Consider the following 26,475-nt stretch of genomic DNA (forward strand, 5'->3'; position numbering starts at 1 on the left):
CATCCGTCGCTCTCATTCCGCGCTCCTGATCGCCACCACGGCGCCCGCGTCGACACCGAGATCACGATGTACGGCGCAGCCCGGCGAATTCTCCGGCAGCCACACGACGCGGTCGGGCAGGTCGCCCACCCTGACGGGGAGGGTCGCCGACCCCCGATGCGTCGACACGGTGAGCTTGCTCCCGTCCACGACGCCGAGCTCCGCGGCCGTGGCCGGCGAGATCAGCGCCTCGGCCGCCTTGGCCGTACCGGCGAGGAAGGGCTCCCCGTCCTGGAGACGACCGTCGTCAAGGAGCAGCCGCCACGTGGTGAGGATAGCCTCACCCTGCTCCGGAGCGGCCGGGGCCCCGCCGGAGATCGAGGGTGCCATGAGGCGGTATCCGCGCCACGCACCCAGGGTACCCAGCTCCCGCCGGGCCGCGGCCGGGTCGGGGAGCGCCAGGTGCACGTCCATCCGGTCGGCGACGGCGCCGATCACCCGCAGGTCGCTCATGACGCCCGGGACGGGGAGCGCGGCCTCGAACACCCGTCCGCGGCCCTCCCAGTTGACGAACGTGCCGGACTTCTCGGCGACCGTCGCGACCGGCAGGACCACGTCGGCCCGGTCGGTGACCGCGCTCGCCCGGATCTCCAGCGAGACGATGAACGGGGTCTTCTCCAGCGCGGCCAGCGCGGCCGCCGGATCGGACAGGTCGTAGGGGTCGATCCCGCCGATGAGCAGGGCGTCCAGCTCGCCGTCGAGTGCTCCCCGCAGGATGCCGGCGAAGTCCCGGCCGGGCTCGGCGGGGAGGGAGCCGACGTTCCAGAGCTTGGCGACCTCGCCACGGGCCGTCTCGTCGACGACCGGGCGGCCGATCGGCAGCAGGTTCGGCAGCGCGCCGGCCTCGACTGCGCCGCGTTCACCGGCCCGCCGGGGCACCCAGGCTAGCCGCGAACCGCTGGTGGCGCTCAGCCGTACCAGCGCCGACAGCGCGCCGGGCATGGCGGCGAGCCGCTCTCCGGCGAGGATGATCGAACCTTCGGGGAGCGGGTTGTCACCGGTGATCAGCTCGCCGATGGCCGAGGCCTCGCTGCCGGGCAGGGCCCGCAGCAGAGTCCCGTCCAGCTTGCCGAGCCCCTGGGTGGCGTACGGCGCCAGCGCGAAGACCCGCAGGCCGCGCTTGCGTACCGCCTTGCGCAGCCGCAGGAAGACGATCGGGGACTCCTCTTCGGGCTCGAACCCGGCGAGGAGTACGGCGGGCGCCTGCTCCAGATCGCCGTAGGAGACCTCGATCCCGCGCCCGGCGACCGCGTGCGCGAGGAACTGGGCCTCTTCCGCCGAGTGCGGACGGGAGCGGAAGTCGATGTCGTTGGTGTTCAGGGCCAGCCTGGCGAACTTGGCGTAGGCGTAGGCCTCCTCGACCGTCACCCTGCCGCCGACCAGCACACCGGCCCGGCCCGCCGCCGCGGCGAGCCCCTTGGCCGCCACCTCCAGCGCCTCAGGCCAGGAGGCGGGCACGAGTTTGCCCTCCTCGTCCCGGATGAGCGGGGTGCGCAGCCGGTCGGGCTGGGTGGCGTAGGCGAACGCCCAGCGGCCCTTGTCGCAGTTCCACTCCTCGTTGACCTGCGGGTCGTCCCCGGCCAGGCGCCGGGTGACCTTGCCGCGCCGGTGGTCGGTGCGCAGCGCGCAGCCGCTCGCGCAGTGCTCGCACGCGGTGGTGGTGGAGACCAGGTCGAACGGCCGCGCCTGGAAGCGGTAGGCCGCGCCGGTCAGCGCGCCGACCGGGCAGATCTGGATGGTGTTGCCGGAGAAGTAGGACTGGAACGGCTCGCCGTCCGCGACACCGACCTGCTCCTTGGCCCCCCGCTCGAAGAACTCGATGAGCGGGTCGCCCGGGATCTGGTCCTGGAAGCGGATGCACCGGGCGCACTGGATGCAGCGCTCCCGGTCGAGCAGCACCTGCGTGGAGAGCGGGATCGGTTTGGGGAAGGTCCGCTTGGTCTCCTCGAACCGGGACTCGCCGCGCCCGTTGGACATCGCCTGGTTCTGCAGGGGGCATTCGCCGCCCTTGTCGCAGACCGGGCAGTCCAGCGGGTGGTTCATCAGGAGCATCTCCATGACCCCGTGCTGCGCCTTGTCCGCGACCTCGGACGTCAGCTGGGTCTTGACCACCATGCCCTCGGTGCAGGTGATGGTGCAGGAGGCCTGCGGCTTGGGCATGCCGTCGATGTGCACCAGGCACTGCCGGCAGGCGCCGACCGGGTCCAGCAGCGGGTGGTCGCAGAACCGGGGGATCTGGATGCCCAGCTGCTCGGCCGCGCGGATCACCAAGGTCCCCTTGGGCACCGAGATCTGGAATCCGTCGATGGTGACGGTCACCAGCTCGACCGGGACCCGAGCCTGCTCAGTACTTTGCACGGTCATTTGCCGGCCCCCCAGAGGGTCGAGGCGGCTGGGTCGAACGGACAGTGGCCCAGCTCGAAGTGCTTGAGGTATTCGTCGCGGAAGTACTTCACCGACGAGTGGATCGGGCTCGCCGCTCCGTCGCCGAGTGCGCAGAAGGAGCGGCCCAGGATGTTGTCGGCGAGGTCGGTGATCGTGGAGATGTCCTCCTCGGTCCCCTGGCCCTTCTCCAGCCGGCGCAGGATCTGCTTGAGCCAGTAGGTGCCCTCACGGCACGGCGTGCACTTCCCGCACGACTCGTGCGCGTAGAACTCGGTCCAGCGGAGCACGGCGCGCAGCACGCAGGTGGTCTCGTCGAAGATCTGCAGGGCCCGGGTGCCGAGCATGGACCCGGCCGCCCCGACGGACTCGAAGTCCAGCGGGACGTCGAGGTGTTCCTCGGTGAAGATCGGGGTGGACGAGCCGCCGGGGGTCCAGAACTTCAGCCGCTTCCCGCCGCGCATCCCGCCGGCCATGTCCAGCAGCTCGCGGAGGGTGATCCCGAGCGGCGCCTCGAACTGGCCGGGGTTGGTGACGTGCCCCGAGAGGGAGAAGATCCCGAAGCCCTTGGACTTCTCGGTCCCCATCCCGGCGAACCAGCCCGCGCCGTTCGCCACGATGCTGGGAACGCTGGCGATGGACTCGACGTTGTTGATGACAGTGGGGCAGGCGTAAAGGCCTGCGACGGCGGGGAAGGGGGGCTTGAGCCGAGGTTGGCCGCGATATCCCTCAAGCGAGTCGAGCAGAGCCGTCTCTTCACCGCAGATGTAGGCGCCGGCGCCGGAGTGCACGACCAGTTCCAGGTCGAAGCCCGTGCCGAAGATGTTCGACCCGAGGTATCCGGCCTCGTACGCCTCGCGGACCGCGGCCTGCAACCGCCGGATGACGTGCAGCACCTCGCCGCGCACGTAGATGAAGGCGTGGTTGGCCCGGATCGCGTAGGCCGTGATGAGGACGCCCTCGATGAGCACGTGCGGGTTGGCCATCATGAGCGGGATGTCTTTGCAGGTTCCCGGCTCGGACTCGTCGGCGTTGACGACGAGGTAGTGCGCCTTGCCGTCCCCTTGCGGGATGAATCCCCACTTGAGGCCGGTGGGGAAGCCGGCGCCGCCCCGTCCGCGCAGGCCCGAGTCCTTCACCGTCTGGATGAGCCGGTCGGGATCGGTGCCGAGGGCGGTCCGCGCGGCCGAGTAGTCTCCGTACCCGCTCAGGGTGAAGGCGTCGGGACGGTCCCAGTTCTCGGTGAGAACCGGCGTCAGCTGCGTCATGATTCGAACTCCCCTTCACGATCGGGGGACGGCGCGGTCCAGCCGTGCTCCCGGGCGAGCTTCAGCCCCTCCAGGGAGGGCCCGGCCGCGGTGGGGCCTTCGCCGGCCAGGCCGTCGGGGAATCCCGCCAGGACGCGCGAGGCCTGCTTGAAGGTGCACAGCTTGTCCGGCCCGCGCGGGGGGACGACCTCCTTGCCGGCCCGCAGGTCGTCCACGAGCTGCTTGGACGACTCCGGCGTCATGTTGTCGAAGAACTCCCAGTTGACCATCATCACCGGGGCGAAGTCGCAGGCGGCGTTGCACTCCAGCCGCTCCAGCGAGACCTTGCCGTCGGGGGTCGTCCCCTCGTGACCGACACCGGTGTGCTCGGTGAGCTCTTCCCAGATCTGGTCGCCGCCCATGACCGCGCACAGGGTGTTGATGCAGACGCCCACGTGGTACTCGCCCGCGGGAGCGCGCTTGTACATCGTGTAAAAGGTCGACACCGCCACGACCTGGGCTTTGGTGATTCCGAGCATCTCGGCGCAGAACTGCTGGCCGGCGTCGGAGACGTAGCCCTCCTCGGACTGGACGAGGTGGAGCAGCGGGAGCAGCGCCGAGCGCGGCTTGGGATACCGCGAGATGATCTCTTTGGCGTCGCTCTCCAGACGCTCGTAGAGCACTCGTACGGCGGACTCTCGGGATTCCGGGGTCACCGGTCCACACCTCCCATGACGGGATCGATAGAGGCGACGGCCGAGACGACGTCGGCGATCATGCCGCCTTCGCAGGTCGCGGGGACCGCCTGCAGGTTGGTGAACGACGGGTCGCGGAAGTGCACCCGGTACGGGCGGGTGCCGCCGTCGCTGACCACGTGCGCGCCGAGCTCGCCCCGCGGCGACTCGACCGCGGAGTAGGCCTGGCCCGGGGGTACCCGGAAGCCCTCCGTCACCAGCTTGAAGTGGTGGATGAGCGCCTCCATCGAGGTGCCCATGATGTGCGCGATGTGGTCCGGGGAGTTGCCGAGCCCGTCGTGCCCGAGGGAGAGCTGCGACGGCCAGCCGATCTTCTTGTCCTGGATCATTACGGGCTTGCCCTTGAGCTCGGATCCGGCGATCCGGTCCAGGCACTGCTCGATGATCTTCAGCGACTCGTCCATCTCCGCCATGCGCACGATGTATCGCCCGTACACATCGCAGGTGGTCTCGACCGGAACGTCGAACTCGTACTTCTCGTAACCGCTGTACGGCTGCGACTTGCGCAGGTCCCAGCGCAGGCCCGCCGCCCGAAGCATGGGGCCGGTGATCCCGAGCGCCATGCAGCCGGTCAGGTCGAGGTAGGCCACGTCCTTGGTCCGGCGCAGGTAGACGGGGTTCTCGTCGAGAAGCTTGCGCATCTCCTTGAGCCGCTTCGGCATGGCCTTGAGCAGCTCGCCGACCTTGTCGACGGTACCCACGGGCAGGTCCTGGGCGACGCCGCCAGGCCGGACGTAGGCCATGTTCATCCGCAGGCCGGTGATGTACTCGAACAGGTCGAGCACCATCTCCCGCTCCCGGAAACCGAAGAGCATCGGGGTGGTCGCACCCAGCTCCATGCCGTACGTGGCGATGGCCACCAGGTGGGAGGAGATCCGGTTGAGCTCCATCATCATCACCCGGATGGCCTGGGCGCGCTCGGGGATGCGGTCGGCGATCCCCAGCAGCTTCTCCACGGCGAAGCAGTACGCGGCCTCGTTGAAGAGCGGCGCCAGGTAGTCCATGCGGGTGACGAAGGTCGTCCCCTGGGTCCAGGTCCGGTACTCCATGTTCTTCTCGATACCGGTGTGCAGGTATCCGATCACGGTCCGGGCCTCGACCACGGTCTCGCCGTCGAGGGTGAGCACCAGGCGGAGCACCCCGTGCGTGGACGGGTGCTGCGGGCCCATGTTGATCACAAGGTGCTCGTGCTGGGCCGCCGCGTCGACGACCTCGTCCCAGTCGTTGCCGGTGACGGTGAAGACCTTGCCCTCGGTCGCCTCACCCGGAGTCGCGTAGACGTCCTCTTGCGCGGTGGGGCTCATGCGTACGACCTCCTCTCGTCCGGCGCGGGGATCTCGGCGCCGCGGTATTCGACGGGGATGCCGCCGAGCGGGTAGTCCTTGCGCTGCGGATGTCCCACCCAGTCGTCCGGCATCTCGATCCGCGTCAGCGCGGGATGCCCGTCGAAGACGATTCCGAAGAAGTCGTAGGTCTCGCGCTCGTGCCAGTTGTGCGTCGGGTAGACCGACACCGTGGAGGGGATGTGCGGGTCGGAGTCGGGACAGCTCACCTCAAGCCGGATCCGCCGGTTGTGGGTGATCGAGCAGAGGTGGTAGACGGCGCGCAGCTCCCGTCCGGTGTCGTTGGGGTAGTGCACACCCGAGACACCGAGGGAGAGTTCGAAGCGAAGTGCGGCGTTGTCCCGCAGATGGGCCGCGACCTGCGCCAGCCGCTCCCGCTTGATGTGGAAGGTGAGCTCGCCCCGGTCCACCACGACCCGCTCGATCGCGTCGGCCAGCTCGTCGCCGAGCGAGCGCTCCAGCTCGTCGGCGACCTCGTCGAACTCCCCGGGGGTGCCGCCGCCGTCGGGGCCGCCGTACGGCCGGGGGCTGGAGAGCCCCTGCCCGCGCCGTACGACCAGACCGCCGTAGCCGGATGTGTCACCCGAGCCCGACGTCCCGAACATGCCCTGCCGGTGAACGGGATCCTCAGCGTGCTCTGTCACTTCGCAGTCCCCTGATCGACCAACGGCAGGGCACGCAACGCGGCGAGCTCCAGCTCATCGATCTGCTTCTGGCGGTGAACGCCGAACTTGGTGTTCTGGATCTTGTCGTGCAGCTTCACGATCGCGTCGATCAGCATCTCGGGTCGCGGGGGGCAGCCCGGGAGGTAGATGTCGACCGGAACCACGTGGTCGACGCCCTGGACGATCGCGTAGTTGTTGAACATGCCGCCGCTGGAGGCGCAGACGCCCATGGCGATGACCCACTTGGGGTTGGCCATCTGGTCGTAGATCTGCCGCAGTACCGGGGCCATCTTCTGGCTGAGCCGACCGGCCACGATCATGAGGTCGGCCTGTCGCGGCGATGCGGAGGCCCGCTCCATCCCGAACCGGGCGAGGTCGTGCTTGGGGGAACCCGTCGCCATGAGCTCGATGGCGCAGCAGGCCAGGCCGAAGGTCGCGGGCCAGACGGAGTTCTTCCGCGCCCAGCCGGCCACCTGCTCGACTGTGGTCAGGATCACCCCGCCGGGGATTTTCTCTTCAAGACCCATCTCGTCACCTCCTCGTCCGGGTGGGGGTTGCGGACCCGGCCGCCCGTGCCGGCGACGGCGGGCCCGATGTGAACGACGCTGTGGTGAACACCGCTAGTCCCAGTCCAGACCGCGCCTGCGCCACACGTAGGCGTAGGCGACCAGAACGGTCACGATGAACAGCACCATCTCGACCAACCCGAAGAGCCCCAACTGGTCGAAGGCGACCGCCCAGGGGTACAGGAAGATGATTTCGATGTCGAAGACGATGAAGAGCATCGCCGTGATCATGTACTTGAGCGGGAATCGCCCACCGCCGACAGGCTGCGGAGTGGGCTCGATGCCGCACTCGTAGGCGTCAAGCTTCGCCCGGTTCCATCGTGCGGGACCGGTGAAGGGGGCGATCCCCACGGAGAAGATCGCGAACCCCGCCGCGAGAACGGCGAGAATGAGGATGGGCACATACAGCTCCATCGCTTACGCGTCCCCCCTTGTCTTGGAGTTTCGTTCGTAGAGTCTAGGCACGGCGATCATCGGGGTCCTCATGGGTTAAGCCGCGGGGGTCATCTTCGACAGCGCGTTGATGATCCTGTCTGAGGCGTCGCCTCGCCGATCGGTGAGATTAGCAAGCAACTTAAGGACGAACCGCATCAAGGTCGGGTGCGGAACCCCGTGCCGCGTCGCGAACTTCATCAACTCTGGGTTTCCGATGGCCTTCACGAAAATCCGACCTAGAGTGTAATAGCCCCCGTAAGTGTCCTTGACGACCCGCGGATAGGTCAGCAGCGCACGCTCACGCTGAGCCGGTGTCCGCCGGGCCAGCGCCTGCGCGACGATCTGCGCCGCGAGACAGCCGGACTCCATGGCGTACGCGATGCCCTCGCCGTTGAACGGGTTGATCATCCCGCCCGCGTCTCCCACGAGCAACAACCCACGCGTGTAGTGCGGCTGGCGGTTGAAGGCCATCGGCAGCGCCGCGCCCCTGATGGGCCCGGTCATGTTCTCCTCGACGTAACCCCACTCGGCCGGCATGTTCTTCGTCCATCGGCGGAGCAGATCTCGATAGTCAATGTTCTGGAAGGCCGCACTCGTGTTGAGCAGCCCAAGCCCAACATTACTCGTGCCGTCGCCCACCCCGAAAACCCAGCCGTAGCCGGGGAGCAGCCGCTCGTCGTCCCAGAGCTCCAGCCACGACTCCAGATAGTCGTCCTCGTGCCGCGGGCTCGTGTAATAGGTGCGGACCGCCACACCCATCGGCCGGTCGTCCCGCTTGTTGAGACCCATCGAGATCGACAGGCGGCTGGAGTTGCCGTCCGCGGCGATCACCAGCTTGGCCCGGAACGTCGTGGGTTCCCCGTCCCGCTTGGCGGTGACCCCGACGATGTGACCGCTCCGCTCGTCCAGGATCGGACCGGTGACGTTGACGCCCTGCAGCATCCGCGCGCCGCCGCGTACGGCGTTGTTCGCCAGGATCTCGTCGAAGTCGTATCTGGTGCGGACCAGCCCGTACTCGGGGTAGTCGGCCAGCTCCGGCCAGGGGAGCTCGATCTTCATCCCGCCGCCGATGACCCGCAGCCCGCGGTTCTTGATCCAACCGGGCGCGTCGACGTCGATACCCATGGCGATCAGCTGTTTCACCGCGCGAGGGGTGAGACCGTCCCCGCAGACCTTCTCGCGGGGGAAGCGCGTCTTCTCCAAGAGGAGAACGTCCAGACCCGCCTGCGCCAGATAAAAAGCGGTCGTCGAACCGGCGGGCCCGGCTCCGACGACGATGACATCGGCTTCCGACTCGCCGCGCGGTGACTGAACTGCGGGGGCTGGCTCGCTCACGGGCTGTCCTGTCCTACCGGGGTGGCTACTGGATTATGGTGGTGTGCCTTACTGGGCGTGGCCCCACAAACAGCCCCCCGGGAGGTACGGCTTGTGCCGTGACCGCCCCTTTGCCCGTTTGTGAAGGCCTTCACAAGCATGTCAAACAGAAGTTTAGTGCTTCCGGAAAACCGATTGGACGTCGCCCCGTCGGTCACCGCCCACGCCTACCCGATCCGCCGCTGACCTCACACTTCTTTTCTCCATCGGCCTTCGGGCGGCGCGCCTGCGCGGCTCGTGACGATCTTCGGACCGGCCGCGCGGCGCGAGCCGCGGCAGCCGTACCGGAAACGTCACGACCCCCGATCCTGCCGCGTTCTCGCCCATCCGGAAATAGTCGGATTTAACGATCTAGCGCCAAGTCGCCGCACCGACGACCACAGGACTGTACGGCGACACGCCGCCCGACCGACGGCGGCGCCCCTGCCCATCCGTGCGCCGGGTCAGCTCTTGGGCTTTCGCTTCCGGCCCTGGGGTGGGTCCTGCTTCTCCACAAAGGTCGAGGCGGGAGGCGAAGCCGACTTCTTGGCGGCGGCCCGTACCTCGAAGACATCCATGCCTACGGGGAATCGGGACCTTCTCCGGTACGGGAGAACCGGGGACTCGACCTGGGCCGGAGAATCGGTCCGGTAGCTCTTGCGCTTACGTCGCCGCTTTTCGCTCTTGTGCTGGTCAGGCCTCTTCTTCTTCAGGGTCAGGCGCAGGGATCCGAGCCCCACGCCGCCGCATGATGCCTTGATCTAGGATCTCCACGGCGATCCATACCGCGTAGCAGATCAGCGTGACTGTTTGCATGTCCTCATCCGCCTGGCTGCCCCGCTCCCGGGGGCCGAGCACGCCGAGCGGATCGACCGTGACGAGCAGGTCCGCCGGGAGCCGATAGTCCTCATAGGACTCCAGCCTCCCGGTCAGCGGACGGCCGTCCGGCCGGGCGAGCCGGTACTTGTAAACGGTGTCGCCTACGGGGTCGACGGTCTTCTCCTGGCTCAGCACCGTCGCGGTGACGCGCTCCCCGAACAACCGCAGGTACCAATCACCAAGCGCGATGAAACCACCCAGCGCCACCATGAGGCCCAGAAAGAACGTGACGCCGTACCACTCCGTCCGATCGCCGCTCCCAACCAGCACACACCAAATGGCAAAGAGAAGCAGCCCGAGAATCCACATCAGCAGCGGTTGCCATCCGGCGTCGAGTCCGGCTGCCATCCCGAAGACGAACCAGCAGGCAAAGAAGACGAGATGAAGGAAAGGGATCCGCACGACGGCGCGGCTCCAGCCCCTTCTGGCCAGCGCGACGACCCGAGAACTCAACACAGCCCCCAAATAATGCTGCTCATCCGCTAAGCGAGACATGTTGTTGACCCTGGACGCCGTACGGCGACACGCGGCCTCTTCGGGCGTTTCGTGCACCTCACCCGAGGAGCCCGGAAGCCGCCGGGCCGTTCACGCGTCCAGCCGAGGACCTCGAGCCGCTCCTCTCCACAAGGTCGCTCCGCCGGGACGTTCTCGGGCTTTGAGCTCCCCGCGAACCCCAGCCGCGATCCCCACGTTCTAGGCAGGTGGTACTCGGCGAACCTCCCATGACTCCATGGTGATCTCTCCTTGCTCCGGCCGTGCGGAAACCGGTCGGCCGATTCTCCGCAACACCGGCGAAAGCCGATCGGACGTCACCCCGTCGGTCACCGTCCGCCCTTCCCCCTATTCGGAGAACCTGCCGGGGTCCGGACGGTACGGCGGGTCGCGGCGCCTTCGGAAACCGAACCCGAACGGAGCCGCGGAGCCGTACCGGCTACGTCACGACCGCTGAGCCCGACGTGTGACCATCCAGACGGAAAGAGACCATCCGCTGCACCGGGATCACGATCCGGAAGACCGGCACGTACTCCCCTCAGCGCGGACGTTTGCCCTTCTGGCTCTTGAGCCGAGCCGGCTTCTTCCGGCGGGCGGCGGCGGATGGGGCCGGTGCGGGCTTCTCCGCGGCAGGCGATACGAAGACGTCGCGGGGCCGAGGCCACCGCCGGACCGGCGGACCCAGGGCACGGCGCCGGGTCTCCCCCTTGAGCCCGGCGACGATCGCCAGCGCAGCCATCACCGCGAACCCGACCAACGCCACCTCGACCTCAACCCCGCTCGCCCAGCCGCCCCGCGGCCGGGGGCTGAGCACACCGAGCGGATCGACCGTGACAAGCACGTCCGCCGGGAGCCGGTACTCCTCATAGGACTCCAGCCTCCCTGCCAGCGGACGGCCGTCCGGCCGGGCGAGCCGGTAGTTGTAAACGGTGGCGCCGTCGGAGTCGACGGTCTTCTCCTGGCTGAGCACCGTCGCGGTGACGCGCTCCCCGAACAACCGCAGGTACCAGTCGCCCGGCACGGTGAAGCCGGTCGCGAACAGCACGACGCACACCGCGATCGAAACCCACATGTGCCAGTACATCCGCTCGCTGATCGCGACCAGCGCCGCCGGGACGAGGAAGAGCGCGATCGCGAACGGCACCACGATCAGCCACTGCCACCCGGTGTTCAACCCCGCGGCGATCCCGATGCCGAGCCAGCAGACGAACAGGGCGAGAAGATAGAGGAGGATCCGTACGGCGACACGACCCCAGCCTGTCTTGAACAGCGCGGCCGGCGGAGAACTCATCACGACCGCCAATGATGACGCTTCCCCCGCAAGAGGGAAATAGCCGGATTTCTATCTCAATTAGACTATTCCTACAGGAATTATCGAGAACATTAGGCATGGCAGACCCGGTCGCCGCAGAAGTCCGAGTCCAGCGCCGCCGGACACCGGACTTTCCCCGTTCACGAAGACTCGGGGGACTTGTCCCGGGCCGCCGTGGAATCGATCCGAGGACGTTTGCGCTTACGTCGCCGTTTCACGCTCTTGTGCCGTTCAGGACTCCTCGTTGGCGTGGGGGCGGGAGAGGGGGCAGCAGCCACCCTGCGCCGCTCGCGTTCTTCGGCGACTCCGTCTGCGATCTCCAACACCACCCACCCCGCCAAGCCGGCCAGCGCCACAATGGACTCGAACTCACTCGACCAGCCGGCCCGCGGCCGGGGGCTGAGCACACCGAGCGGATCGACGGTGACGAGCAGCTCGTCCTGGACTTGGTGCTTCTCATCCAGCTCCAGCAACCCGCTCAGCGGCCGGCCGTCCGGCCCGGCAAGCCGGTAGTCGTAGCCGTCGGTGCGGGGATTCGACTCCCTCGCCACCACCGTCGCGGTGAGACGCTCACCGAAGGCCCGCAGGTACCAGTCCCCGGGCACGGTGCTGACAAGCACGGCCAGGAGGAGGAACAAGGCATACGAGCACCATATGTACCAGCTCGTCCGATCGACGATCGTGAACGGCGCGATCATGACGACGAGGGCAAGCACCCCGACGAGTGACCAGACGATCAGCCACTGCCATCCCGTGTTGATTCCGGCCACCATCCCGACCGCGAACCAGCACACGAAGACGGCCAGAAGCCAGAGGAGGATCTGCACGACAACGCGGCCCCAGCCCGTTCTGAGCAGCACGGCAACCCGAGAACTCAACATAGTCCCCAAGGATGCCGCCCACCTCCCATTGGGGACATAACATGATCCTTACGACCACTCATCCCTATACCGGTCAGGTTCCCTCTTCCGGATCGGGAGTGGTGGCAGGCACTGCGGAGGTCTGCGCCCTACGCCGGCCGAATCCGCGTCACTCCCGGACGTAAGCCCAGAATTCCCGGTTGCGAGGCCGCCGTCCCGGCCACGGCCGTAAGGTGCGGCGCCTGAACTCACCGCGGACTCCCGCCGTGATCACCACGATCACCAGGCCGCCGAAGATGAGGAGGGTCACCGGGCCGTCCTCCGGTACGGCCCAGCCACCCCGATGCCGGGGGTTGATCACGCCGAGCGGATCCGCCAGAACCAGCACATGTTCCGCGACCGGATACCTCTCATTTGACTCCAGCCGCCCGTTCACAGCTCGTCCGTCAATGCGCTTGAGCCGGTAGTCGTAGACGGTGACACCGTCGTCCACCCGCTCCCGCTCGCTCGCCACCACCGCGGTGACCCGCTCCCCAAACGCCCGCAGATACCAGTCCCCGGGCAAGGTGCGTACAGCTTCGGTCAGCAACAAGCACAGCATCAAGGTGAGGAGCGCCTCCCCACCCATCCACTCCCTGAGCAAGGTCACCGCCAGAGGCAGGGCGATGAGCATCGCCATGCCGGGGAGAACGATCAGCACCCTCCACCCCGTGTCCAGCGAGTGGCCTATCCCGATCATGAACCAGGAACCGAACAGGAGGAGAAGACAGACCACGATCCGAAGCACGGTATGGGTCCAGCCCGGCTTCAGCCACGCGGCACGCGGCCGCAGGCGCCGTGGTCCCGGGATACCGCCCGATCCCACCGGATGGCTTCCGCCGGCGAGAACCGGACCGAAGGAGCCCTGCTCCTCCCCTGCGCCGATCCGAGCCCTCCGCCTACGGCGACGCCGCCTTCTCGGCTTGTTCGCCTCGGCTATGCGATCCCGTCCCGCGATAGAACGATCAAGCCGGACCCAAACCTTGCCGAGTGCCCACCGCGACCCGAGCTCCGACCCGGAAAAGACGATGGTGGTACTCAACGAACACCCCATTTCTCCATGATGATTCGCACCTCGCTCGACCGCACGGTCGGCTCCGGGCTCGGGTGGGTCTTGGCAGTCCTAGAAGTAGGACGGGATCTCCTCCCATACGTCGCCGGGCCGGGGCCACCGCCTGAGCGGTGCTCGCATGGTCCGCCGCCTGCGTTCCCCGAGGACCGAGCCGACGGCCGCCAGGACCGCCAAACCGCCGAAGCCCGCCAGGGTCAGCGCCGTCTCCTCCTCGTCCGCCCAGCCACCCCGATGTCTGGGGCCTCGCCGAACGGACGACCCGTCGAACCACGAACAGCGCCGCGAGGAATGTGAAGATCCGGAGCACGATGGAACGCCGCGAACCACCCATGTCTCCATCGTGACCGCTCCCTGGGCCGACCGTGGAGAATCAGGCCCACTGGATACCTATCTACAAGGCCCACTGAAATCGGCTCGCTTTGGCGGCACGTTCACGGGTTCTCCTGCGGCTGGACGCCCCGGCTCCGCCTTCGCCCATCGCGATGCGGAGGGTGCCGTGGTCACGATTGGGATTCCGGGGCACGGCGGCGGTCGCGCTCGCCGCGTGCCACTGCCGCGGCCCCCACGACGACGAGTCCCGCGAAGCAGATCGGAGTCAGGACGATATCCCAAGTCTCGGCCCAACCGCCCCGATGCCGAGGATTGAACACCCCCAGCGGATCCGCCAGGACGAGCACCGACTCCCCGACCGGATAGGCCTCCCACGACTCCAGCCGTCCGTTCAGCGGCCTGCCGTCCGGCCGGGCGAGCCGGTGATCGTGGAAGACGGCGTTGCCGTCGACCCGCTCCCGCTCACTTGTCACCACAGCGGTGACCCGCTCCCCGAACAGCTGCAGATACCAGTCACCCGGAACGGTCTGCGTCCAGTAGAAGAGCAGGAGAATCAGCACGAAGCCAACCGATGTGGGCCAGCCCATCCTCCCGTTCTTGCCGCTGAACACGTACAGCATGATCGGTGCGATGAGGAGAATCAGCCCGAAAAACCCCATGACCAGCACTTTCCAGCCGGTGTCCAGCATGTCGGCCAGGCCGAGCGCGAACCAGCTGAGAAAGGCGACGGCGAGGAAGGCGGGCACCCGCACGGCGAGGCGGCCCCGGCCCTTCCCCAAGCCCGGTCGTGTCACGGTGGAACGCGGTGAACCCCCCATGGGTCCATGATGATCGTTCCCTGCGCCGATCGCGCAGAATCCGATTCGCCGGATTCCTTAGGATTACGCGGGCTTGGTCGCGCGGTGGACGGCGACGATGCCGAGGGAGAGGTTGCGCCAGGCCACCTTGCTCCAGCCCGTAGCCTGGATGAGGCGGGCCAGGGCCGGCTGGTCGTGCCAGTCCCTGATCGACTCGGCGAGGTACTCGTAGGAGTCGGGGTTGGAGCTGACCATCCGGCCGACCATCGGAAGCAGGCGCATGAGGTATTGGCTGTAGACCAGGTCGAAGGACTTGACGGTCGGCCGGGAGAACTCGCAGATCACCAGCCGTGCCGACGGTTTGGCGACCCGAAGCATCTCTTTCAGCGCCTGGCCGGTGTCGGCCATGTTGCGGAGCGCGAAGGAGATCGTCACCGCGTCGAAGGTCTCGTCCCGGAACGGGAGCCGGAGCGCGTCGCCGGCGATGAAGGTCACCCCGCGGACCCCGCCGCCGTACAGCCCGGAGCTTCCGCGCCTGGCCACCCCGGTGCCGAGCATGCCCAGGGAGAAGTCGCAGGCGATGCCGCGTGCCCCGAGCGCGGTGAAGGCGTCGGTCGAGGTCCCGGTGCCGGCACCGAGGTCGAGGACGAGCTCGCCGGGGCCCGCGTCCACGGCCTGGGCGACGATCTTGCGCCAGAGCCGGTCCTGGCCGAGCGAGAGCACATCGTTGACCAGGTCGTAGCGTCCGGCCGTGCGGTCGAACATCGCGGCGACCTCGTGTGGCTTCTTCTCCAGCGATGCGCGCATCATGCGGAACAGCCTAATCGGTCGCCCGGCACGGCCCGGAACCGCACGGAAAGTTACCACTCGAACACGCCGGGCGTGATAGGTCTTGAGGAATGCTGCACCCACGGCTCCCCCTGGTCGCCGCGTCGGCCGTGCTGATCGCTCTGGCCTGGGCGTCGGCCGTCCCGGCGCCCGCCGCGGGCGGGACGGTCCCGCACCGCCGGGTCGTCTCGGCCGACCCCGCCGACCACACCCCGCATGTGCTGGACGGCATCGTGAACGCGTTCGCGATCGTGGGCGACCGGGTGGTGGTGGGCGGGAGCTTCACCGAGGTCCAGGAGGCGAGCACGCGGCAGGGGGAGGGCGAGCGGTTCGATCGGCGGAACGTCTTCGCCTTCGACCTGGCCACCGGACGGGTGGACCGGGGGTTCGCCCCCGATCTCGACGGCACCGTGTGGGCGCTGGCGCCCGGGGACGGCGGCACCGTCTACGCGGGCGGCTCCTTCGGCTGGGTGGACGCCGAACCCCGCCCGGGGCTGACCCGGCTCCGGCTCGCCGACGGCGCCCCGGTGCCGGGGTTCGCCGTCGCCGGGGTCTCGGGGGGCTCGGTCTTCGCCCTCGCCCGCCGCGGATCCCACCTGTACGTGGGGGGTGACTTCACGGCGGTGGGCGGCTCCCGTACGGCGCTCGCGCGACTCGACGCGGCGAACGGCGGGGTCGACCCGTCGTTCAAGGTCACGCCTTCGCATCCGCGGGAGGGGGCGACCAAGGTCTACGCGCTCGCGGTGAACCGGCAAGGCGATCGGCTCGCGGTGGACGGCTCGTTCACCCGCTTGAACGGACTCTCCCGGCCCCAGCTGGGGTTGGTGGACATCGGCGGGGCGACCGCGCGAGTGGCGAAGTGGCGGACCAATGCCTACGCGGCGGAATGCCGTCCGGTCTTTCCCTCATATGTGCGCGGCTTGGATTTCTCACCAGATGGAAAGTATTTCGTTGTCGTCACAACGGGTGGGATAGGTGGGGCGACGAAATTATGTGACACGGCAGCGCGGTGGGAAACCTACAAGGAGTCCGCCAATCTCTCACCAACCTGGGTTAATTACACGGGGGGCGATTCGCTGTATAGCGTCGCCGTCACCGGAAGCGCGGTCTACGTGGGCGGTCACCAGCGCTGGCTGAACAACCCCAAAGGGGCCAACTCCGCAGGTCCGGGCGCTGTCGCCCGTACCGGTATCGGCGCCATCCACCCGGTCACCGGGAAGGCGCTCCCCTGGAATCCCACCCGGGAGCGCGGCATCGGCGTGAAGGCATTCCTGGCCTACCCGGGCGGTCTGCTGGTCGGCAGCGACACCGTGACCCTGGGCCGGGAGTACCACGCGCGGGTGGGCTTGTTCCCCCTCCCCAGCGGTGGCTAAACCGTGGCGAAGCTCACCCGGAGGTTTTGGATCCGTCTCCGGGTTCGGCGGGGGTCACCCGCTCCTTGGCCGTCCGGTGGCCCGGTTTGGTGATGCGGAGGGCGACCCGGTCACGCTGACCGGAGAGCAGCACATAGCTGGCGAGCCCGCTCACGAAGATGGCGAGGACCAGCAACAACAGGTCGCGCGCACCGATCAGGTACAGCACGCCCAGGCTGACCGCGAACAGGGCCAGCCGCGACAGGGAGTAGACGACTATCGGATGCACGGTTCGAGCCTACGCGCATTCGACACCACCCTGGACAGATCCCTGACAGGTAATTGGTCCGTCGCCCTTCGCGCAGGGCGCCGTCACTGCTAGTGTGCCCAACACGTGTTTTCGTAAAGAAACGCCCACGAGAGCCCCAAAGAGGCTCTATCATATAACAATCGGGCAGTTAGCCGATAACATCCCGTGATCTTTAGTGAAAACCACGGATAAATCAGGCTTCGCTCGGCACACTGGTTGCCTGTCCGCCCGCACCAGGACGCGGGACGCGAGGGGGAGTAGATTGTGGAGAGTAGCAGCGAGCGTCTGCTAACACCTGGAGAGGTAGCCGCCCTCTTCAGGGTCGACCCAAAAACGGTCACTAGGTGGGCCGCCGCAGGACGGATCAGTAGCATCCGCACCCCCGGCGGTCATCGGCGCTTCCGTGAATCGGAAGTACACGCCCTACTGCGAGGCGAGGAGATCATCGCAGAACGGGTGAATGGCGACTCGCCGCGCATTTAACGGGTCGGGGTTGTAACGCCCAGCTCACGGTGGCGCCGGCCGTGAGCACCGGGCTTTTTCCACAACCGCTTTCGCGAACGCCGGGTCAGCGGTCGGGCTCCGCCTCCTGCTCCGCCTTGTAGGCGAGGAACTGCCGCTCCAGCTCGTCGTTCTCCTCCCGCCAGCGATGCCGGTGTCCGGCCAGCTCCTCCTCTGTGATCGACTCGGCGAGGAGCCGTTCGTACTCCGGATCGTCCGGGCCCACTTCGACGTACGCGTCACCCACGAGCCGCCCGTCCTCGGTGTTCAGGCTCTGCGGCACCTGCAGTATGCCGTCCTGCCGCCGGATGACGTACATGAAAGTTCGCGCCCTCCCGCTTAGATCCCGTAGCGCCGGTTGAAGAACAGCATCACGTCAAGAGCCGTGCGGGTGTCGCCGCCGAGCATATCCACCAGTGCCGGGCGTTGCCGGGACGCGATCGCGGCGAAGGCGTCCGCGAAGAACTCCTTCTTCCCGAGCCCCGCCCCCTGGCGGTGAAATCCGCTGAACAGGTGTGGCAGGCAGCGCTGGTACAGCGCGGTGAACTCCGGGGAGTCCGACTGCCAGTCTCCGGGGGGCGCGTCGATGTCGTCCAGCGCGTGCCCCACCTCGTGCATCATCACGTCCGGGGTGGGCGACGGCCGATCCCCGACCACGATCTTGCGATCCCCGTACGCACCGGCGCAGACGTCCCAGGTGGCCCGGCCCGACGGCAGCGGGGCACCGCGCAGATACCCCATGCTGTCCAGGTCGGGCACACCGCCGGGGCCGATGTAGATGCCGTCGAGCCCCTCGGCGAGCCTCTTCTTGATCTGCTCGGGGAGCGCGGCCAGGCTCTCCACCGCGCGCACCGCCTCGGGTGGCGGGATGTGGTCCCACTGCCGGTGGATGACCCGCTCCAGGTCGCCGCAGTGGCGCCGGCCGTCGCCCAGGTACGGGGTGCCCGGTGGATTGGGGCGGACCCGGGGCTGCTCGTCGTCGAGTTCGAAGTCGCGCCAGGTGTACTGCGGCCGATCCGGCGGCGTCTGACGCCTGTCCCAGGAGCCCGGCTGCTCCATCGGCCGGTCCGCGGAGCCGCCGCGGTACGGCGAGGAGTACGGCATCTGCCACCAGCGGGGCGCCCGTGTGGGCGACCTGCCTTGATCGACACGGTCAGAGGCCGACTTGACCCGCCGGTGACGACCCCGCCGCTGCGGATCGTCCGAAGCGGAGAAGCGGTCGCCTGAATACCGCATGCCACCTCCCATGCGGCCGTGGCGCAGGAACGGTCCTCCATACCGTACGCCTCCCCGGATTCCCCCGTCACCTCCGCGCGGCCATCGGGTTCCCTCCATACGCGTGCGACCCTGAGATGGCTTACGCTGCCGACATGCCCACGATGCTGGTCGGACTCGCCATCCTCGCGCTCTGGCTCTACTGTCTCTTCGACGTGATCACCACCCCCGACGAGGAGACCCGCAACCTCCCCAAACTCCTCTGGGTCCTGGTCATCGTGCTGGTACCGCTCGCGGGCAGCCTGCTATGGCTTCTGCTGGGGCGTGCAAGCCGCGTGCGCACCGACCCGTCAGTAGAACCCCGGAACACCGTGTTCCCGCCTGAGCGGGCCCCTCGCGAGGCTCCACGGGGCCCCGACGACGACCCCGACTTCCTCCGGGACCTGGATCGGCGCCTCAAGGGCGAAACCGACTGATCGGGCACCGTCGGCCGAGGCGAGCAGGGTGAACGCCGGGCGGAGGCCACCCGGGGATCATCGCCGTGGCCGGAGCACACCCGCGCGCCGACCTCGGGCAGTCGGCACGCGACGTGCCGGCCCGCCTGCCGCGCAGCGGACACCCGCGGCTGCTTGAACGCGCCGACCCAGGCCAAATGAGCGGTTCCTCCGGCGCGGAGTAGGCCGGGGCCGGTCCGTGGTTCGAAGCGAACACCACGTCCGTTGCCCGGCCCCGTGCGGTCGGGCGGGTCACCGACGGCGTACGGCGACCCGCGGCCAGACCTAGAAGCCGGCGTAGGAGTGCAGGCCGGAGATGAACAGGTTCACCCCGAAGAGGTTGAACAGCAGGCAGGCGAACCCCACCAGCTGAATGAGCATCGCCCGCTTGCCGCCCCACCCGCCGGTCGCCCTGGCGTGCAGATAGGCCGCGTAGACGATCCAGGTGATGAAGGACCAGGTCTCCTTGGGGTCCCAGCCCCAGTAGCGCCCCCACGCGCGGTCGGCCCACAGCGCGCCCGCGATGACGGCGAAGGTCCACACCGGGAAGGCGAAGACGATCGTCCGCTGCACCACCCGGTCCAGGTCTTCCCGTGAGGGGAGCCTGCTGAGCAGGCCCTTCTCGTCCTGCCGGCCGCGGATCAGGTACAGGATCCCGGCGACCCCGCCCACCATGAAGACGCCGCTGGCGATGATCGCGGCGCTGACGTGGATCGCGATCCAGTAGGAGTTCAGCGCGGGTACGACGGGACCGGCCTGCACGTAGAGGTAGCGGACCGCGATGCCGAGCCCGAGCACGACCGGCACCATCACGAAGACGCCGAGGTAACGGACCCGGTGACGCAGGAGCATCACCAGGAACCCGGTGACCGCGGTCAGGCAGACCGCGAGCACGAACTCGTACATGTTCCCCCAGGGCCACCGGCCGGTGGCCAGCCCCAGGGTGACGACGGAGCCCAGGTTGGCGGCCCAGCCGGCGACGGTGAGCCAGACGGCGGCCTTGCCGACCAGCGCGAGGCGGTCCGACGCGCGAGCGGGCCCGGCCGGTTCCTCCGGCGCCTCGGGCGGCGCCGTGTCGCCGCCGACGGTGGCGAGCGCCGGGGTTTTCGCCTTCTGCGCGGTACGGCGGGCGCGGGCGCCGGCGAGCTCGATCGCGTAGGCGAACATCGCCACGACGTACAGCAGGACGGTGAAGAGGATGAGCTGGTCGCTCAGCGCGGCCAGGCCGGTGTCCGCCTGTGCGGGAGGCATACTGATCACTCCTTGACGGGCTGCACGACGCCGCGCAGCGATGTGACGATGTCGCCGAACTCGCCGGCGAAACCGTCGGCCGAGCCTTCGGTCTTGAGCAACCCGCCGACCTCGAGGTTGCCGTCGGACAGCCGTACCCACACCCTGCGGCGCCGTACGGTCAGCGAGAGCACCAGGGAGAGCACCGCGACGCTGGAGGCGATCAGCGCGGGGAGACGGCCCGGGTCATAGGCGATCTGCAGGCTGATCCACTCGCGGACCCCGGTAAAGGTGATCGAGCCGCGTCCTTCGGGGAGGGTAAGGGTCTCACCGACGTTCAGCGGTTTCTCGGTCTTGGCGGCGAGGGTCATCTCGTCGGTGTCGAGCTGGTAGACCGACTGCGGTCCCTTCCGCAGCCCCAGGTCGCCGTGGTAGGCGAACAGGTTCACGGTCGGGTTGATCATGCCGGGGAACGCCGAGCCGAAGCCTTCCCCCACCGGGACCGTCGTCGGGAGGAAGAGCCCGAGCGCCCCCAGCTGGGCCGGCTTGGCGTCCGGGACCTTCAGCACCCCTTCGGAGGTGAAGGTGGCCTGCTCGGCGGGGAGGAAGGGCACGGGCCCGTCGAAGGCGACCTTGCCTTCGCCGTCCACGACCCGGAAGGTCGGCGCGTAGCCGTGGCCGAGGAGGTAGACCTGCGCCCCGCCGGTCTCCAGCGGCTCGTTGACCCGCAGGTCGAAGGTCCGTTCCGGCGCGCCCGGCCGGTCCTGGACCCGCAGTCTGGCCACGAAGTCCAGCGCCTGTCCCCGCCGGTCGCCCTGGAGCACGTACGTGGCGTTGAAGTCGTCGAGCTGGAAGGAGAACGGGTGGAGGGACTCCTCCGTCGCCAGGCTCCCCGGCGTGTACTTGTCGTAGACGGCGACCGTGTTGGCGAAACCCTCATCTTCGGTGACGATCACGTTGGCGCGGTAGCCGTACAGCGCCCCGGCTCCGATGGCGAACAGGAGGCCGAGCAGGGCGAAGTGGAAGAACAGGTTGCCGGTCTCCCGCAGGTACCCCTTCTCCGCGGCGACCCAGCCGGGACCGGCGACGACCCGGTAGCGGCGCTTGCGCAGGAGCGTCTGCGCCGCGGCGAGCGCCTGCTCCCCCTCGACGTCGGTCCGGTAGGAGCCGTGGTGGGGCAGCCGGTTCAGGTTGCGCGGCGCGGCCGGGGGCTTGCGGCGGATCTCCGCCAGGTGCTTGCGGAGCCTCGGCAGCACGCAGCCGGTGAGCGAGGTGAACAGAAGCAGGTAGATCGCCGCGAACCAGGGGGCGGCGAAGACGTCGAAGAGCCAGAGCCGGTCGAAGACCTCGGCGAGGGTGGGGTTCTCCTTGTAGAACGCGACGACGTCCTCGGGCACGATCCCCCGCTGGGGCAGCAGCGAGCCCGGGATCGAGGCGAGGGCCATCAGGAAGAGCAGGATGAGCGCCGTCCGCATCGAGGTGAGCAGACGCCACGCCCATCTGGCCCAGCCGACGATCCCCATCAGAGCACCGGCTCGAACGAGCCGACCCAGGTCTGCAGGCTCACCACGAAGTCGGTCCACAGCCCGGTGACGAGCAGCAGCCCGACCACGACGAGCATGCCCCCGCCGACTCTCATGATCGTGCGTGAGTGCTTCCTGAGGGCGGGGATCGCCTTCAGCGCCTTGGCGTACATCAGGCCCGCGAGCACGAACGGCAGGCCGAGCCCGAGTGCGTAGGCGAGGGAGAGTACGGCGCCGCGGCCCGCGCTCCCCTGGTCCAGGGAGAGGGCGAGCACCACGGCGAGGGTCGGGCCGATGCAGGGGGTCCAGCCGAGCCCGAAGACCACCCCGAGCAGCGGGGCGCCCGCCAGCCCGGCCGCGGGCACGCGGTTGATCCGCATGTCGCGCTGGAGTCCGGGGATGAACCCGAGGAAGGCGAGGCCGAGCAGGATGGTGAGTCCGCCGAGAATCTTGGTGATCAGCTCCTGCTCCATGAGGAGCGCGGCACCGAGACCCCCGAAGAGCGCCCCTGCCGACACGAACACCGCGGCGAAGCCGGCCACGAAGAGCAGACTGCCTGCGATCATCCGTCTGCGTCGCTCGTCGGCCCCGGTCATCCCGGTGACGTAGGAGAGGTAGCCGGGGACGAGGGGCAGGACGCAGGGGGAGAGGAAGGAGACGATGCCGGCGAGGACCGCGATGGGCAGGGCGAGCAGCAGGGAGCCCGATTCGACGAGCGAGGTCATCGTTCGGCCGCCAGCTCGTCGACGACGGCCTTCAACCGGCTGTAGGCGGCCTCCCCGGTGATCCGGACCGCGATCTTCCCCTGCCGATCGATGATCAGGGTCGACGGGATGGCGTTGGGTGACACCAACCCCTGGAACGCGAGCGCGACCCGGCCCGGCTGATCGAACAGACTCGGGTACTCGATCTTGTAGGTCCGTTCGAACGCCTTGGCGCTCTCCTTCTGATCCTTGAAGTCCACGCCGACGAACTCCACGCCGCGGGCCTTGGTCTCGTCGTAGACCTGCTTGAGCGCGGGGGCCTCGGAGCGGCAGGGCGCGCACCAGGACGCCCAGAAGTTCATCACGACCACCTTGCCGCGGAGGTCGCTCAGCTTGAAGGGCTTGTCGGCGAGCGTGGTGCCCTCGACGGCCGGGGCCGGCTTGCGCTCGGTGAACTTCTGGACCTGGCCGGTTCCGCCGATGAACCTGGTGTCGTCGGTCCCCGGGCCGGTCTGCGTCCCGGAGTTTCCCGCGCAGCCGCCGAGCAGCAGCACGGCCGCCGCGGCCACGGCGGCGCCCATGCGAATTCGACCACGGCGATCAATGGGCATGAGGGAGGGTCTCCAACTACAGGCGGTAGAGCATCACTCTATCGGCGAGGACGGGCGCCTCTGGCATTGGGGCGCTTCACCAGTTCCGCCGCGGGCTCGGAGTAGCCGACGCTGATCAGCCGGTCGCCGTCGAAGGTGAGGGTGGTCAGGCTCGCCAGCATGCACTGCCGCCGCCGCGGGTCGTGCCAGAGCCTGCGGCCCTCGGTGGCCATCCGGATGATCCAGATGGGGAGCTGGTGGCTGACCAGGAGCGCCTCGTGCCCCCGGGCGGACTCCCTGGCCTCGTCGATCACGGCCTTCATCCGCTGCACCACGTCGATGTACCGCTCACCCCACGACGGGCGGAACGGGTTCCACAGGTACCTCCAGTGGCGCGGGCTGCGCAGCGAGCCGTCCCCGACCCCGACGGTGAGCCCTTCGAAGACGTTCTCCGACTCGATCAGCCGGGCGTCGGTGCGGACCTCCAGGCTGAGCGCCTCGGCGATCGGCTTGACGGTGTCCTGCGCGCGCTCCAGCGGTGAGCTGTAGAGGGCGACGATGTCCCGGTGGGCGACGGCTTTCGCCACGATTTCGGCCATCCGCCGACCGTTCTCGGAGAGATGGTAGCCAGGCAGCCGCCCGTACAGGATGCCGTTGGGGTTCTCGACCTCACCATGCCGCAGCAGGTGAACGACTGTGGTGATGCTCAACCTAGCTCCTCGCCGAGTGTTCCGTCAGCGGTTCAGCCTACCGGCCGACCGGGGCGCCGCCCTCTCCCCACCTGCCCGCTTACGTCCCGTAAGCCGGCCGGGACGGGTCTTGCCGCACCGCGTGCCGCAGGGCGTCGACGGCGGCGCGGACCGCCGGGCGCCTGGCGGTCTCGGTCCGCCACAGCGCGTAGATGCGCCGGGTGAGCTGAGGTGCCGCCGCGACCATGCGCACCCCGGCGGGCACCTCGCACCGGCCCAGACGCGGGACGACCGCGCAGCCCTGCCCGGCGGCGACGAGGGCGAACTGGGTCGCGTACTCGTCCGCCATGCAGCGGATGTCGGGTTCGACCCCGGCCGAGCGGAGGGTGAACATCAGCCAGCCGTGGCAGACCGTGCCGGGCGAGGAGCTGATCCAGCGCTCCCCCGCCAGGTCGGAGAACTGCACCGTGTCGCGGTCGGCGAGCGGGTGCCCGGCGGGGAGCGCGACGTCCGCCTGGTCGTCGGTGAGGATGGACTTGGACAGCCCGGAGGGTACGGCCATGGGCTGGTTGAACCAGTCCTGCACCACGACGAGGTCGATCTCCCCGCGGCTCACCGCGTTGGTCAGCCGCTCCGGCTCACGCTCGTACATGACCAGTTCGAGCTCGGGGTGGCGTTCGCGGAGCAACCGGATGGCCTCCGGCATCAACCCCCTGGCGGCGGTGGGGAACGCGCCGACCGAGAGCCGGCCGACCACCGCGCCGCGCAGCGCCTCGAAGTCCGCCTCGGCGGTCTCGACCATGGCCAGGATGCGGTCGGCGTGGTCGGCCAGCAGGCCGGCCGCGTCGGTGAGCCTGATTCCGCGCCCGTTGCGTTCGATCAGGACGGCCCCGGTCTCCCGTTCCAGCTTCGCCAGCTGCTGGGAGATCGCGGACGGGGTGACCATCATCGCGTCGGCGGCGGCGCCGACGGAGCCGTAGGTCGCCACGGCGTGGAGCGCCTTCAACCTCTGCAAGTCGAGCATGTAGTAACTCTAAATTCAATCGCGCGAAAAAGCACGAAGTCACTGAACGGCGACCGCGGCCGCCGCCTTCGCGGCGACGGGCAGCGCCTGGGCGATCCGTTCGACCGCCTCGTCGTCGTGCGCGGCCGAGAGGAACCACGCCTCGTACGCCGAAGGCGGCAGGTAGACGCCCTGGTCGAGCATGGTGTGGAAGAACGCCGAGTAGACCGCGGTGTTCTGCCGCCGCGCCCCCGCGAAGTCGGTCACCGCGTCCGGGCCGAAGAAGATCGAGAACAGGTTCCCGGCCCGCTGCAGCTGATGCGGCACCCCCTCCGCGGCGAGGGCCTCCGAAGCCAGTCGCCCGACCGTCTCGGCCACCTGGTCGAGCCGCGCGTAGACCTCCGGACCGCAGGCGCGCAGAGTCGCCAGCCCCGCGGCGACCGCGAGCGGGTTCCCCGACAGGGTGCCCGCCTGGTAGACGGGCCCCTCCGGGGCGAGCAGGCGCATCACCTCGGCCTTCCCGCCGAAGGCGGCCGCGGGCAGGCCCCCGCCCATCACCTTGCCGAAGGTCATCAGGTCGGCGTCGACCGGGTCCAGGCCGTACCATCCCGAGGCCGAGACGCGGAATCCGGTGAGCACCTCATCGATGATCAACAGTGCGCCGTGCTCGGTGCAGAACCCGCGCAGGGCCGCGTTGAAACCCGGGGCGGGCGGGACGACCCCCATGTTCGCCGGGCACGCCTCGGTGATCACGCAGGCGATCTCCGCGCCGTACCGGGCGAACGCCTCCGACACCGCCTCCGGCGCGTTGTACGGGAGCACGATCGTGTCCGCCGCCGACGCCCCGGTCACCCCCGGGGTGTCCGGCAGCCCGAAGGTCACCAGGCCCGATCCGGCGGAGGCGAGCAGCGCGTCCACATGCCCGTGGTAGCAGCCCGCGAACTTCACCACCTTGGACCGCCCGGTGAAACCACGCGCCAGCCGTACCGCCGACATCGTCGCCTCGGTACCCGAGGAGACCAGCCGGACCCGTTCGACGGGGGCGACCCGCGCGACGATCTCCTCGGCGAGCTCGACCTCCCCCGGCGTGGCGGTGCCGAACGAGGTGCCGCGCCGGGCGGCCTCCTGCAGCGCGTCCAGCACCTGCGGGTGGGTGTGGCCCAGGATCATCGGCCCCCACGAGCAGACGAGGTCGACGTAGCGATTGCCGTCCGCGTCGGTCAGATACGGGCCCTGGCCCGACACCATGAACCGCGGGACTCCCCCCACGGCTCCGAAAGCGCGTACCGGGGAGTTCACCCCGCCGGGCACGACCTGGCAGGCCCGGTCAAACAACGTCTGGGAGCGTTCGGTATCCACCCGCCCAGTCTGTCAGGCGGTGGTCGCGGGCCCGTCGAAGACCCGACCGACTCGGCGTCGCCCTCGGCTTGGGACCCTTCGACCGCACCGGTACGGCCGTCCGGCCCGGCT

General features: G+C 68.7%; 28 protein-coding genes. 3 read left to right on the forward strand and 25 right to left on the reverse strand.

From position 1 onward, the window contains the following. Positions 1-12 precede the first annotated feature (12 nt). The 15 genes from RUR_RS33075 to RUR_RS33145 form a co-directional block, all read right to left on the reverse strand. Entirely contained in the window at positions 13-2,403 is a 2,391-nt protein-coding gene (locus RUR_RS33075) for an NADH-quinone oxidoreductase subunit G (protein WP_283139154.1), read from the reverse strand. Then, a complete protein-coding gene (gene nuoF / locus RUR_RS33080; RefSeq protein WP_283139155.1) occupies positions 2,400-3,689 on the reverse strand; it encodes an NADH-quinone oxidoreductase subunit NuoF in 1,290 nt (429 codons plus the stop codon). Before nuoF ends, RUR_RS33075 begins: the two co-directional genes overlap by 4 nt. Further along, entirely contained in the window at positions 3,686-4,384 is a 699-nt protein-coding gene (nuoE, locus tag RUR_RS33085; RefSeq protein ID WP_283139156.1) for an NADH-quinone oxidoreductase subunit NuoE, read from the reverse strand. Before nuoE ends, nuoF begins: the two co-directional genes overlap by 4 nt. After that, entirely contained in the window at positions 4,381-5,727 is a 1,347-nt protein-coding gene (locus RUR_RS33090; protein ID WP_283139157.1) for an NADH-quinone oxidoreductase subunit D, read from the reverse strand. The genes nuoE and RUR_RS33090 overlap by 4 nt, the downstream gene beginning before the upstream one ends. After that, positions 5,724-6,410, reverse strand: coding sequence for an NADH-quinone oxidoreductase subunit C (locus RUR_RS33095; protein ID WP_283139158.1), 687 nt, complete (start codon positions 6,408-6,410; stop codon positions 5,724-5,726). Before RUR_RS33095 ends, RUR_RS33090 begins: the two co-directional genes overlap by 4 nt. Continuing rightward, positions 6,407-6,958, reverse strand: coding sequence for a NuoB/complex I 20 kDa subunit family protein (locus RUR_RS33100; protein WP_283139159.1), 552 nt, complete (start codon positions 6,956-6,958; stop codon positions 6,407-6,409). The genes RUR_RS33095 and RUR_RS33100 overlap by 4 nt, the downstream gene beginning before the upstream one ends. A 93-nt stretch (positions 6,959-7,051) precedes the next feature. Then, positions 7,052-7,411 (reverse strand): NADH-quinone oxidoreductase subunit A, encoded by a 360-nt coding sequence (locus RUR_RS33105; protein ID WP_283139160.1) that lies wholly within the window; start codon positions 7,409-7,411, stop codon positions 7,052-7,054. A gap of 75 nt (positions 7,412-7,486) precedes the next feature. Then, on the reverse strand, positions 7,487-8,767 hold the full coding sequence (locus RUR_RS33110) for a geranylgeranyl reductase family protein (RefSeq protein ID WP_283139161.1): 1,281 nt from the start codon (positions 8,765-8,767) through the stop codon (positions 7,487-7,489). A 711-nt stretch (positions 8,768-9,478) separates the two neighbouring features. Further along, positions 9,479-10,159, reverse strand: a complete 681-nt coding sequence (locus RUR_RS33115) for a hypothetical protein (RefSeq protein ID WP_283139162.1) — start codon at positions 10,157-10,159, stop codon at positions 9,479-9,481. A 535-nt stretch (positions 10,160-10,694) separates the two neighbouring features. Beyond that, a complete protein-coding gene (locus RUR_RS33120) occupies positions 10,695-11,447 on the reverse strand; it encodes a hypothetical protein (protein ID WP_283139163.1) in 753 nt (250 codons plus the stop codon). A 161-nt stretch (positions 11,448-11,608) separates the two neighbouring features. Then, positions 11,609-12,349 (reverse strand): hypothetical protein, encoded by a 741-nt coding sequence (locus RUR_RS33125; protein ID WP_283139164.1) that lies wholly within the window; start codon positions 12,347-12,349, stop codon positions 11,609-11,611. Positions 12,350-12,497: 148 nt separating this feature from the next. Further along, positions 12,498-13,103 (reverse strand): hypothetical protein, encoded by a 606-nt coding sequence (locus RUR_RS33130; RefSeq protein ID WP_283139165.1) that lies wholly within the window; start codon positions 13,101-13,103, stop codon positions 12,498-12,500. A 387-nt stretch (positions 13,104-13,490) separates the two neighbouring features. Next, a complete protein-coding gene (locus RUR_RS33135) occupies positions 13,491-13,778 on the reverse strand; it encodes a hypothetical protein (RefSeq protein WP_283139166.1) in 288 nt (95 codons plus the stop codon). Positions 13,779-13,939: 161 nt separating this feature from the next. Beyond that, on the reverse strand, positions 13,940-14,587 hold the full coding sequence (locus RUR_RS33140) for a TMEM199/VMA12 family protein (protein WP_283139167.1): 648 nt from the start codon (positions 14,585-14,587) through the stop codon (positions 13,940-13,942). A 63-nt stretch (positions 14,588-14,650) separates the two neighbouring features. After that, positions 14,651-15,376: a demethylmenaquinone methyltransferase gene (locus RUR_RS33145; RefSeq protein WP_283139168.1), complete on the reverse strand. Its 726-nt coding sequence runs from the start codon at positions 15,374-15,376 to the stop codon at positions 14,651-14,653. Positions 15,377-15,465: 89 nt separating this feature from the next. Here RUR_RS33145 and RUR_RS33150 point away from each other — a divergent pair, with 89 nt between their 5' ends. Then, entirely contained in the window at positions 15,466-16,767 is a 1,302-nt protein-coding gene (locus tag RUR_RS33150) for a hypothetical protein (RefSeq protein ID WP_283139169.1), read from the forward strand. Positions 16,768-16,780: 13 nt separating this feature from the next. Here RUR_RS33150 and RUR_RS33155 read toward each other — a convergent pair whose 3' ends face one another. Continuing rightward, entirely contained in the window at positions 16,781-17,035 is a 255-nt protein-coding gene (locus tag RUR_RS33155; RefSeq protein WP_283139170.1) for a DUF4229 domain-containing protein, read from the reverse strand. 285 nt (positions 17,036-17,320) lie between these two features. On the opposite strand from RUR_RS33155, the gene RUR_RS33160 reads away from it, so the two are divergent. Beyond that, on the forward strand, positions 17,321-17,539 hold the full coding sequence (locus tag RUR_RS33160) for a BldC family transcriptional regulator (RefSeq protein WP_283139171.1): 219 nt from the start codon (positions 17,321-17,323) through the stop codon (positions 17,537-17,539). A gap of 85 nt (positions 17,540-17,624) precedes the next feature. Here RUR_RS33160 and RUR_RS33165 read toward each other — a convergent pair whose 3' ends face one another. Both RUR_RS33165 and RUR_RS33170 read right to left on the reverse strand, forming a co-directional pair. Next, the gene (locus tag RUR_RS33165; RefSeq protein ID WP_283139172.1) at positions 17,625-17,876 is read right to left on the reverse strand and encodes a hypothetical protein; all 252 of its coding nucleotides are present in this window, start codon (positions 17,874-17,876) and stop codon (positions 17,625-17,627) included. A gap of 20 nt (positions 17,877-17,896) precedes the next feature. Continuing rightward, a complete protein-coding gene (locus RUR_RS33170) occupies positions 17,897-18,793 on the reverse strand; it encodes a hypothetical protein (protein WP_283139173.1) in 897 nt (298 codons plus the stop codon). Between the two features lie 134 nt (positions 18,794-18,927). Between RUR_RS33170 and RUR_RS33175 the strand changes: the two genes are divergently transcribed. Beyond that, positions 18,928-19,248, forward strand: coding sequence for a PLDc N-terminal domain-containing protein (locus tag RUR_RS33175; RefSeq protein ID WP_283139174.1), 321 nt, complete (start codon positions 18,928-18,930; stop codon positions 19,246-19,248). A 303-nt stretch (positions 19,249-19,551) separates the two neighbouring features. On the opposite strand, the gene ccsB is transcribed toward RUR_RS33175, so the two are convergent. The 7 genes from ccsB to hemL all read right to left on the reverse strand — a co-directional run bounded on the left by ccsB (position 19,552) and on the right by hemL (position 26,364). Continuing rightward, a complete protein-coding gene (ccsB, locus tag RUR_RS33180; RefSeq protein WP_283139175.1) occupies positions 19,552-20,517 on the reverse strand; it encodes a c-type cytochrome biogenesis protein CcsB in 966 nt (321 codons plus the stop codon). A gap of 5 nt (positions 20,518-20,522) precedes the next feature. After that, positions 20,523-22,019 carry a cytochrome c biogenesis protein ResB gene (gene resB / locus RUR_RS33185; protein ID WP_283139176.1) on the reverse strand — a complete coding sequence of 499 codons (1,497 nt, stop codon included), beginning with the start codon at positions 22,017-22,019 and terminating at the stop codon, positions 20,523-20,525. Further along, entirely contained in the window at positions 22,019-22,744 is a 726-nt protein-coding gene (locus RUR_RS33190) for a cytochrome c biogenesis CcdA family protein (protein ID WP_283139177.1), read from the reverse strand. The genes resB and RUR_RS33190 overlap by 1 nt, the downstream gene beginning before the upstream one ends. Next, a complete protein-coding gene (locus tag RUR_RS33195) occupies positions 22,741-23,304 on the reverse strand; it encodes a TlpA family protein disulfide reductase (RefSeq protein WP_283139178.1) in 564 nt (187 codons plus the stop codon). Before RUR_RS33195 ends, RUR_RS33190 begins: the two co-directional genes overlap by 4 nt. A gap of 68 nt (positions 23,305-23,372) precedes the next feature. Further along, on the reverse strand, positions 23,373-24,023 hold the full coding sequence (locus RUR_RS33200) for a histidine phosphatase family protein (protein WP_283139179.1): 651 nt from the start codon (positions 24,021-24,023) through the stop codon (positions 23,373-23,375). A 79-nt stretch (positions 24,024-24,102) separates the two neighbouring features. Beyond that, on the reverse strand, positions 24,103-25,026 hold the full coding sequence (locus RUR_RS33205) for a LysR family transcriptional regulator (RefSeq protein WP_283139180.1): 924 nt from the start codon (positions 25,024-25,026) through the stop codon (positions 24,103-24,105). Between the two features lie 39 nt (positions 25,027-25,065). Beyond that, entirely contained in the window at positions 25,066-26,364 is a 1,299-nt protein-coding gene (gene hemL / locus RUR_RS33210) for a glutamate-1-semialdehyde 2,1-aminomutase (RefSeq protein WP_283139181.1), read from the reverse strand. Positions 26,365-26,475 lie beyond the last annotated feature (111 nt).

This window comes from Rhizohabitans arisaemae (genome assembly GCF_025996515.1).
GTDB classification, from domain to species: domain Bacteria; phylum Actinomycetota; class Actinomycetes; order Streptosporangiales; family Streptosporangiaceae; genus Rhizohabitans; species Rhizohabitans arisaemae.

Coding starts and splice junctions, on each gene's coding strand:
- RUR_RS33075 (WP_283139154.1), bottom strand. CDS start 2,403: ATGACCGTGCAAAGTACTGAGCAGGCTCGGGTCCCGGTCGAGCTGGTG.
- nuoF (WP_283139155.1), bottom strand. CDS start 3,689: ATGACGCAGCTGACGCCGGTTCTCACCGAGAACTGGGACCGTCCCGAC.
- RUR_RS33090 (WP_283139157.1), bottom strand. CDS start 5,727: ATGAGCCCCACCGCGCAAGAGGACGTCTACGCGACTCCGGGTGAGGCG.
- RUR_RS33100 (WP_283139159.1), bottom strand. CDS start 6,958: ATGGGTCTTGAAGAGAAAATCCCCGGCGGGGTGATCCTGACCACAGTC.
- RUR_RS33105 (WP_283139160.1), bottom strand. CDS start 7,411: ATGGAGCTGTATGTGCCCATCCTCATTCTCGCCGTTCTCGCGGCGGGG.
- RUR_RS33115 (WP_283139162.1), bottom strand. CDS start 10,159: ATGTCTCGCTTAGCGGATGAGCAGCATTATTTGGGGGCTGTGTTGAGT.
- RUR_RS33120 (WP_283139163.1), bottom strand. CDS start 11,447: ATGAGTTCTCCGCCGGCCGCGCTGTTCAAGACAGGCTGGGGTCGTGTC.
- RUR_RS33125 (WP_283139164.1), bottom strand. CDS start 12,349: ATGTTGAGTTCTCGGGTTGCCGTGCTGCTCAGAACGGGCTGGGGCCGC.
- RUR_RS33135 (WP_283139166.1), bottom strand. CDS start 13,778: ATGGAGACATGGGTGGTTCGCGGCGTTCCATCGTGCTCCGGATCTTCA.
- RUR_RS33140 (WP_283139167.1), bottom strand. CDS start 14,587: ATGGGGGGTTCACCGCGTTCCACCGTGACACGACCGGGCTTGGGGAAG.
- RUR_RS33145 (WP_283139168.1), bottom strand. CDS start 15,376: ATGATGCGCGCATCGCTGGAGAAGAAGCCACACGAGGTCGCCGCGATG.
- RUR_RS33150 (WP_283139169.1), top strand. CDS start 15,466: ATGCTGCACCCACGGCTCCCCCTGGTCGCCGCGTCGGCCGTGCTGATC.
- RUR_RS33165 (WP_283139172.1), bottom strand. CDS start 17,876: ATGTACGTCATCCGGCGGCAGGACGGCATACTGCAGGTGCCGCAGAGC.
- RUR_RS33170 (WP_283139173.1), bottom strand. CDS start 18,793: ATGCGGTATTCAGGCGACCGCTTCTCCGCTTCGGACGATCCGCAGCGG.
- RUR_RS33175 (WP_283139174.1), top strand. CDS start 18,928: ATGCCCACGATGCTGGTCGGACTCGCCATCCTCGCGCTCTGGCTCTAC.
- ccsB (WP_283139175.1), bottom strand. CDS start 20,517: ATGCCTCCCGCACAGGCGGACACCGGCCTGGCCGCGCTGAGCGACCAG.
- resB (WP_283139176.1), bottom strand. CDS start 22,019: ATGGGGATCGTCGGCTGGGCCAGATGGGCGTGGCGTCTGCTCACCTCG.
- RUR_RS33190 (WP_283139177.1), bottom strand. CDS start 22,744: ATGACCTCGCTCGTCGAATCGGGCTCCCTGCTGCTCGCCCTGCCCATC.
- RUR_RS33195 (WP_283139178.1), bottom strand. CDS start 23,304: ATGGGCGCCGCCGTGGCCGCGGCGGCCGTGCTGCTGCTCGGCGGCTGC.
- RUR_RS33205 (WP_283139180.1), bottom strand. CDS start 25,026: ATGCTCGACTTGCAGAGGTTGAAGGCGCTCCACGCCGTGGCGACCTAC.